Source organism: Enterobacter sp. Acro-832 (assembly GCF_011752745.1).
GTDB lineage: Bacteria > Pseudomonadota > Gammaproteobacteria > Enterobacterales > Enterobacteriaceae > Enterobacter > Enterobacter quasiroggenkampii.
On the sequence record NZ_VWWX01000007.1, the window covers coordinates 151,431 to 163,669 of the forward strand.

15 protein-coding genes are annotated in these 12,239 nt (G+C 54.3%); 13 read left to right on the top strand and 2 right to left on the bottom strand.

What is annotated here, in order from left to right:
* Position 1: 1 nt before the first annotated feature.
* Entirely contained in the window at positions 2–1,906 is a 1,905-nt protein-coding gene (locus F3J31_RS20335) for an ABC transporter ATP-binding protein (protein ID WP_167214974.1), read from the bottom strand.
* A 135-nt stretch (positions 1,907–2,041) separates the two neighbouring features.
* Here F3J31_RS20335 and kefG point away from each other — a divergent pair, with 135 nt between their 5' ends.
* The 4 genes from kefG to slyD all read left to right on the top strand — a co-directional run bounded on the left by kefG (position 2,042) and on the right by slyD (position 5,300).
* Positions 2,042–2,596 (top strand): glutathione-regulated potassium-efflux system ancillary protein KefG, encoded by a 555-nt coding sequence (gene kefG / locus F3J31_RS20340; RefSeq protein ID WP_021242220.1) that lies wholly within the window; start codon positions 2,042–2,044, stop codon positions 2,594–2,596.
* The gene (gene kefB, locus F3J31_RS20345) at positions 2,596–4,401 is read left to right on the top strand and encodes a glutathione-regulated potassium-efflux system protein KefB (protein WP_045909312.1); all 1,806 of its coding nucleotides are present in this window, start codon (positions 2,596–2,598) and stop codon (positions 4,399–4,401) included. The genes kefG and kefB overlap by 1 nt, the downstream gene beginning before the upstream one ends.
* A 13-nt stretch (positions 4,402–4,414) precedes the next feature.
* Positions 4,415–4,615, top strand: a complete 201-nt coding sequence (locus F3J31_RS20350) for a YheV family putative zinc ribbon protein (RefSeq protein ID WP_010436300.1) — start codon at positions 4,415–4,417, stop codon at positions 4,613–4,615.
* A 94-nt stretch (positions 4,616–4,709) separates the two neighbouring features.
* On the top strand, positions 4,710–5,300 hold the full coding sequence (slyD, locus tag F3J31_RS20355) for a peptidylprolyl isomerase (RefSeq protein WP_167214977.1): 591 nt from the start codon (positions 4,710–4,712) through the stop codon (positions 5,298–5,300).
* Positions 5,301–5,351: 51 nt separating this feature from the next.
* Here slyD and F3J31_RS20360 read toward each other — a convergent pair whose 3' ends face one another.
* Positions 5,352–5,570 carry a protein SlyX gene (locus tag F3J31_RS20360; protein ID WP_008503009.1) on the bottom strand — a complete coding sequence of 73 codons (219 nt, stop codon included), beginning with the start codon at positions 5,568–5,570 and terminating at the stop codon, positions 5,352–5,354.
* Between the two features lie 238 nt (positions 5,571–5,808).
* Here F3J31_RS20360 and fkpA point away from each other — a divergent pair, with 238 nt between their 5' ends.
* The 9 genes from fkpA to F3J31_RS20405 all read left to right on the top strand — a co-directional run.
* Complete coding sequence (gene fkpA / locus F3J31_RS20365; protein ID WP_008503008.1) at positions 5,809–6,627, top strand: FKBP-type peptidyl-prolyl cis-trans isomerase; 819 nt, start codon at positions 5,809–5,811, stop codon at positions 6,625–6,627.
* Between the two features lie 166 nt (positions 6,628–6,793).
* A complete protein-coding gene (locus F3J31_RS20370) occupies positions 6,794–7,516 on the top strand; it encodes a transcriptional regulator (RefSeq protein WP_045330517.1) in 723 nt (240 codons plus the stop codon).
* The gene (gene tusD / locus F3J31_RS20375; RefSeq protein WP_023294706.1) at positions 7,516–7,902 is read left to right on the top strand and encodes a sulfurtransferase complex subunit TusD; all 387 of its coding nucleotides are present in this window, start codon (positions 7,516–7,518) and stop codon (positions 7,900–7,902) included. Before F3J31_RS20370 ends, tusD begins: the two co-directional genes overlap by 1 nt.
* Entirely contained in the window at positions 7,902–8,261 is a 360-nt protein-coding gene (gene tusC / locus F3J31_RS20380) for a sulfurtransferase complex subunit TusC (protein ID WP_032648384.1), read from the top strand. Before tusD ends, tusC begins: the two co-directional genes overlap by 1 nt.
* 7 nt (positions 8,262–8,268) lie before the next feature.
* Complete coding sequence (gene tusB / locus F3J31_RS20385; protein WP_045909310.1) at positions 8,269–8,556, top strand: sulfurtransferase complex subunit TusB; 288 nt, start codon at positions 8,269–8,271, stop codon at positions 8,554–8,556.
* Positions 8,557–8,680: 124 nt separating this feature from the next.
* Positions 8,681–9,055: a 30S ribosomal protein S12 gene (gene rpsL, locus F3J31_RS20390; protein ID WP_000246815.1), complete on the top strand. Its 375-nt coding sequence runs from the start codon at positions 8,681–8,683 to the stop codon at positions 9,053–9,055.
* A gap of 96 nt (positions 9,056–9,151) precedes the next feature.
* Positions 9,152–9,622: a 30S ribosomal protein S7 gene (rpsG, locus tag F3J31_RS20395; protein ID WP_004106370.1), complete on the top strand. Its 471-nt coding sequence runs from the start codon at positions 9,152–9,154 to the stop codon at positions 9,620–9,622.
* Between the two features lie 96 nt (positions 9,623–9,718).
* On the top strand, positions 9,719–11,833 hold the full coding sequence (gene fusA, locus F3J31_RS20400) for an elongation factor G (RefSeq protein WP_008503004.1): 2,115 nt from the start codon (positions 9,719–9,721) through the stop codon (positions 11,831–11,833).
* A 69-nt stretch (positions 11,834–11,902) separates the two neighbouring features.
* The coding region (locus F3J31_RS20405; protein ID WP_019725119.1) for a GTP-binding protein at positions 11,903–12,239 on the top strand (337 nt) is incomplete at its 3' end.

A 12,239-nucleotide genomic window follows, 5' to 3' on the forward strand; every position in this document is an offset into this window, starting at 1 on the left:
ATCAGTCAGCCTGTAGCATCGCTTCCAGCTGTTCCTGCGCGTCCAGCCACGCCATCTCGCACTCTTCGAGGCTGGATTTGGTTTTCGCCTGGGTTTGCAGGCAGTCCGTCAGTTCGGCTTTACGGCTCTGGTCATACAGACCGCTGTCGCCGAGCTTCTCTTCAACGGTAGCAAGCGTGGCGTTGAGCTTTTCCATCTCTTTTTCGAGACGGGCAATCTCTTTACGCAGCGGCTGCGTCTGAGTGCGCAGCTCCGCTTCACGGCGCTTCTGGTCTTTACGTGCCTGCGCGCTGTTGGCGTTGTCTTTCGTCGACTCCTCCGGTTGGTTCTCCTGCTTCTGCACGTCCGTCAGCCACTGCTGGTAGTCTTCCAGATCGCCGTCGAACGGTTCGACTTTGCCATCGTGCACTAAGTAGAGATCGTCCGTGGTGGAGCGGATCAGGTGACGGTCGTGCGAAACCACCACCAGTGCGCCTTCGAACTCAATCAGCGCTTCGGTCAGCGCCTGACGCATATCGAGATCCAGGTGGTTGGTCGGTTCATCGAGCAGCAGCAGGTTGGGTCTCTGCCAGACGATCAGCGCCAGCACCAGACGGGCTTTTTCGCCGCCCGAGAAACGCTCGGTGTTTTCGGTGACCTTATCGCCCTGGAAGCCGAAGCCGCCGAGGTAGTCGCGCAGCTTCTGCTCCATCTCCTGCGGCGCCAGACGCGCGAGATGCTGAATCGGGGATTCATCCGCGCGTAAAAATTCCAGCTGATGCTGGGCGAAGTAACCCAGCTTGATGCCCTTCGCCAGGCCGATTTCACCCTTGACCGGGTTAAGCTCGCCCGCCAGCAGTTTGATCAGCGTCGATTTACCGGCACCGTTGCGTCCCAGCAGACCAATACGTGAACCCGGCACCAGGTTGAGCTTGATGGAGTCGAGAATAATGCGGTCGGCATAGCCCGCGCTGACTTTTTCCATTTTCAGCAGCGGATTTGGCAGGCTTTCCGGGGCGCGGAAGCTGAAGTGGAACGGATTGTCGACGTGCGCCGGGGCGATCATCTCCATGCGCTCCAGCATCTTGATGCGGCTCTGGGCCTGCTTTGCTTTTGACGCTTTGGCCTTGAAGCGATCAACAAAGCTCTGCAGGTGCGCCACGCGCTGCTGCTGGCTTTCGTACATTGACTGCTGCTGGGCAAGACGCGTCGCGCGCTGGCGCTCGAAGGAGCTGTAGTTGCCGGTGTACTCGAACATCGTTTGCTGTTCGATATGAATGATTTTATCCACCACCGGGTCGAGGAAGTCTCGGTCGTGGGAGATCAGAATCAGAGTGCCCTGATAGCTCTTGAGCCACTTCTCCAGCCAAATAACCGCATCGAGATCGAGGTGGTTAGTCGGTTCATCGAGCAGCAGCAGGTCAGAGCGGCAGATCAGCGCCTGCGCCAGGTTGAGGCGCATGCGCCAGCCACCGGAGAAGTCGCTGACCGGGCGTTCCAGCTGTTCGTTGCTGAAGCCCAGGCCGTGAAGCAGGCTGGAGGCGCGGGAGCGAATGGTCCACGCGTCAATGGCGTCCAGCTTGCCGTGAACGGTGGCGATGGCGTGACCGTCGTTGCGCTCGTTAGCGGCGTTAAGTTCCGCCTCGAGCTTGCGGTATTCCCGGTCGCCGTCAATAACATAGTCGAGTGCCGGTTCGCTCAGGGCTGGTGTCTCCTGGTTCACCCAGGCGAGCTGCCAGTTCCCCGGGAAGGTGAAGTTACCGCCATCCGCGCTAATCTCGTTTTTCAGCAACGCCAGCAGCGTGGATTTACCACAGCCGTTTTTGCCGACCAGACCCACTTTTTGGCCTGGGTTGATGGTAGCAGTGGCGTTATCCAGCAGGACGCGCACGCCGCGACGAATTTGTAACGAGGAGAAAACAATCATAGAAGCGCCGTATGTTCCGACTATGTTAATTTGTCATTATGATAATGTAAGGTGTGGGCCATTTTCCGCACCGGGCCGCCATGGTAGCCCAAAACAACAACGATACACAAAAACAGAAACAAGACCGGGAGGGGAATGATGTCTCAGACAGCAAAAGTGCTGCTGCTGTATGCCCATCCGGAATCTCAGGACTCGGTGGCAAACCGGGTGCTGCTTAAGCCGGCCACACAGCTCAGTAATGTGACGGTGCACGATCTCTACGCGCACTATCCTGATTTCTTTATTGATATTCCTTACGAGCAGGAACTGCTGCGTCAGCATGACGTGATTGTGTTCCAGCATCCGCTTTATACCTACAGCTGTCCGGCGCTGCTCAAAGAGTGGCTGGACCGCGTGCTGAGCCGGGGCTTCTCCAGTGGGGTGGGGGGCAACCAGCTGGCGGGAAAGTACTGGCGTAGCGTGATTACGACCGGTGAACCCGAAAGCGCTTACCGCCACGACGGGCTGAACCGTTATCCGATGAGCGACATTCTGCGGCCTTTCGAGCTGACGGCGGCAATGTGCCGTATGCACTGGATGAGCCCGATTATTGTCTACTGGGCCCGACGTCAGGATCCGAAAGAACTGGCCAGCCACGCCAGAGCCTATGGTGAATGGCTGGCGTCACCGATTCCGGCAGGAGGTCGTTAATGGAAGGATCGAATTTGCTCCTCGCCGGGGTGCTGTTTTTATTTGCGGCCGTCGTCGCGGTGCCGCTTGCTGCGCGTATTGGTATCGGTGCGGTACTGGGGTATCTGCTGGCGGGGATCGCGATTGGCCCCTGGGGACTGGGATTCATCAGCGATGTGGATGAAATTCTTCACTTCTCCGAACTGGGCGTGGTGTTCCTGATGTTCATCATCGGCCTTGAGCTCAACCCTTCTAAATTGTGGCAGCTCCGACGCTCCATCTTTGGCGTGGGTGCCGCGCAGGTGGTGTTCAGCGCCGCGATTCTGGGTGGCCTGTTAATGCTGACGAATTTCTCCTGGCAGGCGGCGGTGATAGGGGGGATAGGCCTTGCGATGTCGTCGACGGCGATGGCCCTGCAGCTGATGCGCGACAAGGGGATGAACCGCAACGAAGCCGGTCAGCTGGGTTTTTCGGTGCTGCTGTTCCAGGATTTGGCGGTCATCCCGGCGCTGGCGCTGGTGCCGCTGCTGGCGGGCTCCGGCGACGACCACTTCGACTGGGCGAAAATCGCGATGAAGGTGCTGGCCTTCGCGGGGATGCTGATTGGCGGACGTTTCCTGTTACGTCCGGTGTTCCGCTTTATTGCCGCATCCGGCGTGCGCGAGGTGTTTACCGCCGCGACGCTGCTGCTGGTGCTGGGGTCGGCATTGTTTATGGATGCGCTGGGGCTGTCGATGGCGCTCGGGACCTTTATCGCCGGGGTGCTGCTGGCGGAAAGTGAATACCGGCACGAGCTGGAAATTGCCATCGATCCCTTTAAAGGGCTGCTGTTAGGCCTGTTCTTTATTTCGGTGGGGATGGCGCTCAACCTTGGCGTGCTCTATACCCATCTGCTGTGGGTTGTGGTGAGCGTGGCCATCCTGGTGGCGGTGAAAACGCTGGTGCTGTACGTCATGGCGCGCATTTACGGCTTGCGCAGTTCGGAACGCATGCAGTTTGCCAGCGTGTTAAGCCAGGGAGGCGAGTTCGCGTTTGTGCTGTTCTCTACCGCCTCCTCCCAGAAGCTGTTTAAAGACGATCAGATGGCGCTTTTGCTGGTGACGGTCACGCTGTCAATGATGACCACGCCGCTGTTGATGAAGCTGGTGGATAAACTGCTGTCGCGCCGCCTGAACCCGACAGACGATGAAGACGAAGCGCCGTGGGTGGAGGATGATAAGCCCCAGGTGATCGTGGTGGGCTTTGGCCGCTTTGGACAGGTGATCGGGCGTTTGCTGATGGCGAACAAAATGCGCATTACGGTGCTGGAGCGGGATATCAGCGCGGTCAACCTGATGCGCAAATACGGCTACAAGGTTTACTACGGCGATGCGACCCAGCTCGAGCTACTGCGCTCGGCGGGGGCAGAGGCGGCAGAGTCCATCGTCATTACCTGTAACGATCCGGAAGACACGATGAAGCTGGTAGATCTCTGCCAGCAGCATTTCCCGCATCTGCATATTCTGGCGCGTGCGCGGGGACGTGTTGAAGCTCACGAATTATTGCAGGCGGGTGTGAAACACTTCTCCCGTGAGACGTTCTCCAGTGCGCTGGAGCTGGGGCGCAAGGCGCTGATCTCGCTTGGCATGCATCCGCATCAGGCGCAGCGTGCTCAGATGCACTTCCGCCGGCTGGATATGCGGATGCTGCGCGAGCTGATGCCGGTACATACCGATACGGCGCAGATCTCCCGCGTGCGGGAAGCGCGTCGCGAGCTGGAGGAGATCTTCCAGCGCGAGATGCAGCAGGAACGACGCCAGCTCGATGGCTGGGATGAATTTGAATAAAGGGTAACGAAAGATGGCTGTACGTAAACGCTTTATCGCGGGTGCAAAATGCCCGACCTGCCAGGCGCAAGATACCCTGGCGATGTGGCGGGAAAATAATATTGATGTTGTTGAGTGTGTTAAGTGCGGTCACCAGATGCGTGAGGCCGACAAAGAGGCCCGCGATCACGTTCGCAAAGAAGAGCAAGTTATCGGGATTTTTCATCCGGACTAGCGATATGCCCTGAGTTTTTTTAAGCTAAAGGGTACACAGGTGCAGATTTCCGCTACAATCTGCGCCAGCAATTTTCCCACGCTCAGGAGATATCATGAAAGTAGCAAAAGACCTGGTGGTCAGCCTGGCCTATCAGGTACGTACAGAAGACGGTGTGTTGGTTGATGAGTCTCCGGTGAGTGCGCCGCTTGACTACCTGCATGGTCACGGTTCCCTGATTTCCGGCCTGGAAAACGCGCTGGAAGGTCATGAAGTTGGCGACAAATTTGACGTTGCTGTAGGCGCGAACGACGCTTACGGTCAGTATGACGACAACCTGGTTCAGCGCGTTCCTAAAGACGTGTTCATGGGCGTTGACGAACTGCAGGTTGGCATGCGCTTCCTGGCTGAAACCGACCAGGGCCCGGTTCCAGTTGAAATCACCGAAGTGGAAGACGACCACGTCGTGGTTGACGGCAACCACATGCTGGCTGGCCAGAACCTGAAGTTCAACGTAGAAGTTGTTGCGATCCGTGAAGCGACCGAAGAAGAGCTGGCTCATGGCCACGTTCACGGTGCGCACGGTCACGACCATGACCACGATCACGGCCACGATGGCTGCTGCGGTGGTCACGGCCACGACCATGGTCATGACTACGGCCACGGTAAAGGTGGTTGCGGTAACGGCGGTTGCGGCTGCCACTAATTCCGTCATGCGGAAAATAAAAAAGCGGGATAATCCCGCTTTTTTTACGCCTCAATAATGAGGAGGTGGCGTCTCTTCCGACTGAGAGGCAATGTTCGACGGCTGCGTAGCCTTCAGCTTTTCCGTCAGCAGGCGCATATGATCCCGCAGTTTCGCCATTTCGAGCTCATGTGCGGTCACGGTCTGGTTTAGCTCTTCGATGGTGATGTCCTGAAAAGCCAGGCGGCTTTCCAGCTCAGCCATTCTCGCTTCTATCGTTGTATCCTTCATCATTCACCTCGTTTATTTCAGATTCGCCATAATGGCCCAGCGGCGGCGCAGTTTAACTGAGTTTATCCTTAAGTACAGTTCGCATCCCTCTGGCAAGAAACTTATTTAAACAAAAATAGTCTGAAAAGTGGCGAGAATTGGACGTGTCTGTCTGTAGATTTCTTCTGCAACGTTTTATAGTACGTCACTCATTTACGTTTAACGCTGGGGTGAGAGTCCCCAGGCCCTGGAGATATGGATGAAATCACTGTTTAAAGTAACGCTGCTGGCGACGACGATGGCTGTTGCGCTGAACGCGCCGCTGTCATTCGCTGCTGATACTGCTGCGAAGCCTGCTGCCACTGCAGACAGCAAAGCGGCGTTCAAAAATGACGACCAGAAATCCGCCTACGCACTGGGCGCATCTCTGGGTCGTTACATGGAAAACTCTCTGAAAGAACAAGAGAAACTGGGCATCAAACTGGATAAAGCTCAGCTGATCGCGGGCGTTCAGGACGCATTTGCCGATAAGAGCAAGCTGTCTGACCAGGAAATTGAACAGACTCTGCAGGCGTTCGAAGCGCGTGTGAAGGGCGCCGCGCAGACCAAGATGGACGCGGACGCTAAAGACAACGAAGCGAAAGGCAAAGCCTACCGCGATGCCTTTGCTAAAGAGAAGGGTGTGAAAACCTCTTCGACTGGCCTGGTGTACAAAGTTGAGAAAGAAGGCACCGGCGATGCGCCTAAAGACAGCGATACGGTTGTCGTGAACTACAAAGGTACGCTGATCGACGGTAAAGAGTTTGATAACTCTTACACCCGTGGCGAGCCGCTCTCCTTCCGTCTGGATGGTGTGATCCCTGGCTGGACTGAAGGCCTGAAGAACATCAAGAAAGGCGGCAAGATCAAGATGGTTATCCCACCGGATCTGGCCTATGGCAAAACCGGCGTTCCGGGTATCCCTGCCAACTCTACGCTGGTCTTTGACGTAGAGCTGCTGGACATCAAACCGGCACCGAAAGCGGATGCCAAGGCAGACGCACCGGCTGACGATAAAGCCGCTGCCGCTAAGAAGTAATGCTGAAAAAAAACCGCCGCCTTTAAGGCGGCGGTTTTTTATTGTGGGGCAGGTATAATTAACACTGGAAAGCGTTAGGCACGCTGTATTAATTTAGTTGTCCGTGTAGATAATGAGCCTGCCCTGAAAACCTAACGACAGGCTCCTGAAAAGGAGTGTTTTTTTCATGTCCAGGTCGCTTTTAACCAACGAAACCAGTGAACTTGATTTACTGGATCAACGTCCTTTCGATCAGACCGACTTCGATATTCTGAAATCCTATGAAGCGGTAGTGGACGGGTTAGCGATGCTCATTGGCTCCCACTGCGAAATCGTATTGCACTCCCTGCAAGATCTGAAATGTTCCGCCATCCGCATTGCGAATGGTGAGCATACTGGCCGTAAAATTGGTTCGCCAATTACCGACCTTGCATTGCGTATGTTGCATGACATGACCGGCGCGGACAGCAGCGTCTCCAAATGCTATTTCACCCGCGCCAAAAGCGGCGTGCTGATGAAATCTGAAACCATCGCGATTCGAAACCGCGAGCATCGCGTGATTGGGCTGCTGTGCATCAACATGAACCTTGATGTGCCTTTCTCGCAGATCATGAGCACCTTTGTTCCACCCGAAACGCCGGATGTTGGCTCTTCTGTTAACTTTGCCTCTTCCGTCGAAGATCTTGTGACGCAGACGCTGGAGTTCACTATTGAAGAGGTGAATGCCGACCGCAACGTCTCGAACAACGCCAAGAATCGTCAGATCGTGCTCAATCTCTATGAAAAAGGGATTTTTGATATTAAAGACGCCATCAACCAGGTGGCCGATCGTCTGAACATCTCCAAGCACACGGTCTATCTCTATATTCGCCAGTTCAAAAGCGGTGATTTCCTGGGACAAGACAAGTAATGCGTTTTGCGTTAATGGTGACAGGCCCGGCGTACGGGACTCAGCAGGCCAGCAGCGCGCTGCAGTTTGCGCATGCGCTGCTGGCAGCCGGACATGAGCTGGCGAGCGTCTTCTTCTATCGGGAAGGGGTGTATAACGCGAACCAGTTTACGTCACCGGCGAGCGATGAGTTTGACGTGGTGCGCGGCTGGCAGGCACTAAACGAAAAGCAGGGCGTAGAACTGCATATCTGCGTCGCGGCGGCACTGCGCCGCGGCGTGACAGATGCAACCGAAGCCGCGCGTCTTGGTTTATCGGGTTCTAACCTGCAGCCCGGTTTTTCGTTAAGTGGCCTGGGCGCGCTGGCACAGGCGGCGTTAACCTGCGACAGAGTGGTGCAATTCTGATGAAGCGCGTGGCATTTGTTTTTACGTCTGCGCCGCACGGTAGCGCTTCAGGCCGCGAAGGGCTGGATGCGTTACTTGCTACGTCCGCGCTGACTGAAGATATCGGCGTCTTCTTTTTGGGGGACGGGGTGTTTCAGCTTCTGGCGGGTCAGCAGCCACAGGCCATTCTGGCGCGGGATTACATCGCGACCTTCAAAGTGCTGCCGCTGTACGACATTGAAACCCTGTATGTATGCGCCGACTCGCTGGCCGCTCGCGGTTTGGATGAGAAGACGCCTTTCGTGCTGGATGTGACCGTCCTGTCTTCTGCGGCATTGCGCGAACACCTTTCCCACTACGACACCGTTCTGACTTTCTGAGGCTGCCATGCTCCATACTCTGAGCCATTCACCATGGCAATGTGACATCGACGCGTTACTGAGTATGCTGCGCGACGGTGATGACCTGCTGCTGATTCAGGACGGCGTGCTTGCCGCACTTGAAGGCAGTCGTTTCGTTGAAATTCTCACGAATGCCCCCATAACAGTCTCTGCGCTGAAAGACGATCTGGATGCGCGGGGTCTTTCTGGTCAAATTTCAGCCAAAATTGACGTGGTTGGCTATACTGATTTCGTCAATCTTACTGTGACACACGCCAGTCAAATGAACTGGTGATTTGAGATCGCTGTATATTTCTTGACACCTTTTCGACGTAGCCCTAAAATTTCGCGTCCTCATATTGTATGAGGTCGTTTTATTACGTGTTTACGAAGCAAAAGCTAAAACCAGGAGCTATTTAATGGCAACAGTTAACCAGCTGGTACGCAAACCACGTGCACGCAAAGTTGCGAAAAGCAACGTGCCTGCGCTGGAAGCCTGCCCGCAGAAACGTGGCGTATGTACTCGTGTATATACCACCACTCCTAAAAAACCAAACTCCGCACTGCGTAAAGTATGCCGTGTGCGTTTGACTAACGGTTTCGAAGTGACTTCCTACATCGGTGGTGAAGGTCACAACCTGCAGGAGCACTCCGTGATCCTGATCCGTGGCGGTCGTGTTAAAGACCTTCCGGGTGTTCGTTACCACACCGTTCGTGGTGCGCTGGACTGCTCAGGTGTTAAAGACCGTAAGCAGGCTCGCTCCAAGTACGGCGTGAAGCGTCCTAAGGCTTAATGGTTCTCCGTTAAGTAAGGCCAAACTGATTTATCTTAATGTCACACTAAACTCTTTGAGTTTTGGACAATCCTGAATTAACAACGGAGTATTCCCATGCCACGTCGTCGCGTCATTGGTCAGCGTAAAATTCTTCCAGATCCGAAATTCGGATCAGAACTGCTGGCAAAATTTGTCAATATCCTGATGGTAGATGGTAAAAAATCTACTGCAGAAGCAATCGTATACAGCGCGCTTGAGACCCTGGCTCAGCGTTCTGGTAAAAATGAACTGGAAGCTTTCGAAGTCGCTCTCGACAACGTTCGCCCAACTGTAGAAGTTAAGTCCCGCCGCGTTGGTGGTTCTACTTATCAGGTTCCAGTTGAAGTTCGTCCGGTTCGTCGTAATGCCTTGGCAATGCGTTGGATCGTTGAAGCTGCTCGTAAACGCGGTGATAAATCCATGGCTCTGCGTCTGGCGAACGAACTTTCTGATGCTGCAGACAACAAAGGTACTGCAGTTAAGAAACGTGAAGACGTTCACCGTATGGCAGAAGCCAACAAGGCGTTCGCACACTACCGTTGGTAATCCCTTCGGAGTCTTAGTCACCAGGCGGGCGCTTCAGAGAAGCCGCCCGCTCTGGGTAACTTAACTGAACGCCTAAAGATATAAACGAGGAATCAAATGGCTCGTACAACACCCATCGCACGCTACCGTAACATCGGTATCAGTGCGCACATCGACGCCGGTAAAACCACTACTACCGAACGTATTCTGTTCTACACCGGTGTAAACCACAAAATCGGTGAAGTTCATGACGGCGCAGCCACCATGGACTGGATGGAACAGGAGCAGGAGCGTGGTATCACTATCACCTCCGCAGCGACTACTGCATTCTGGTCAGGTATGGCTAAGCAGTACGAACCGCATCGCGTAAACATCATCGACACCCCAGGGCACGTTGACTTCACCATCGAAGTTGAACGTTCCATGCGTGTTCTTGACGGCGCGGTAATGGTTTATTGCGCAGTTGGTGGTGTTCAGCCACAGTCTGAAACCGTATGGCGTCAGGCGAACAAATATAAAGTTCCACGCATCGCGTTCGTTAACAAAATGGACCGTATGGGTGCTAACTTCCTGAAAGTTGTTGGTCAGATCAAAACCCGTCTGGGCGCGAACCCTGTTCCGCTGCAGCTGGCAATTGGTGCTGAAGAAGGCTTCACCGGCGTTATCGACCTGGTGAAAATGAAAGCCATCAACTGGAACGATGCAGACCAGGGCGTTACCTTCGAATACGAAGATATCCCAGCTGCAATGCAGGACCTGGCTGACGAATGGCACCAGAACCTGATCGAATCCGCTGCTGAAGCTTCTGAAGAGCTGATGGAGAAATACCTGGGTGGTGAAGAACTGACTGAAGAAGAGATCAAAAAAGCTCTGCGTCAGCGCGTTCTGAACAACGAAATCATCCTGGTAACCTGTGGTTCTGCGTTCAAGAACAAAGGTGTTCAGGCGATGCTGGATGCGGTAGTTGACTACCTGCCATCCCCAGTTGACGTTCCTGCGATCAACGGCATCCTGGACGACGGTAAAGATACCCCGGCTGAGCGTCACGCAAGCGACGAAGAGCCATTCTCTGCACTGGCGTTCAAAATTGCTACCGACCCATTCGTGGGTAACCTGACCTTCTTCCGCGTTTACTCTGGTGTGGTTAACTCCGGTGACACCATCCTGAACTCCGTGAAAGCGGCGCGTGAGCGTTTTGGCCGTATCGTACAGATGCACGCTAACAAACGTGAAGAGATCAAAGAAGTTCGTGCGGGCGACATCGCTGCAGCTATCGGTCTGAAAGACGTGACCACTGGTGACACCCTGTGTGACCCGGATCACCCGATCATTCTGGAGCGTATGGAATTCCCAGAGCCGGTAATCTCCATCGCAGTTGAACCAAAAACCAAAGCTGACCAGGAAAAAATGGGTCTGGCTCTGGGCCGTCTGGCGAAAGAAGACCCATCATTCCGCGTATGGACTGATGAAGAATCTAACCAGACCATCATCGCTGGTATGGGTGAACTGCACCTGGACATCATCGTTGACCGTATGAAGCGTGAATTCAACGTTGAAGCGAACGTGGGTAAACCTCAGGTTGCTTACCGCGAAGCGATTCGCGCGAAAGTTACCGACATTGAAGGTAAACACGCTAAGCAGTCTGGTGGTCGCGGTCAGTACGGTCACGTTGTGATCGACATGTACCCACTGGAGCCGGGCTCTAACCCGAAAGGTTACGAGTTCATCAACGACATCAAAGGTGGTGTAATTCCTGGCGAATACATCCCAGCCGTTGATAAAGGCATCCAGGAACAGCTGAAAGCGGGCCCTCTGGCTGGCTATCCGGTTGTTGACATGGGTGTTCGTCTGCACTTCGGTTCTTACCACGACGTTGACTCCTCTGAACTGGCGTTTAAACTGGCTGCGTCTATTGCCTTTAAAGAAGGCTTTAAGAAAGCAAAACCAGTTCTGCTTGAGCCAATCATGAAGGTTGAAGTAGAAACTCCTGAAGAGAACACCGGTGACGTTATCGGTGACTTGAGCCGTCGTCGCGGTATGCTGCGTGGTCAGGAATCCGAAGTAACTGGCGTTAAGATCCACGCTGAAGTTCCGCTGTCTGAAATGTTCGGATATGCAACTCAGCTGCGTTCTCTGACCAAAGGTCGTGCATCATACACCATGGAATTCCTGAAGTATGATGATGCGCCTAACAACGTTGCTCAGGCCGTTATTGAAGCCCGTGGTAAGTAATCCACAGGATTAAAACCTAAGTCCCGTGCTCTCTCCACAGGGGAGAGCACTATAGTAAGGAATATAGCCGTGTCTAAAGAAAAATTTGAACGTACAAAACCGCACGTCAACGTTGGTACTATCGGCCACGTTGACCATGGTAAAACTACCCTGACTGCTGCAATCACTACCGTTCTGGCTAAAACCTACGGTGGTTCTGCTCGTGCATTCGACCAGATCGATAACGCACCAGAAGAAAAAGCTCGTGGTATCACCATCAACACTTCCCACGTTGAGTATGACACCCCGACTCGCCACTACGCACACGTAGACTGCCCAGGCCACGCCGACTATGTTAAAAACATGATCACCGGTGCTGCGCAGATGGACGGCGCGATCCTGGTTGTTGCTGCGACTGACGGCCCAA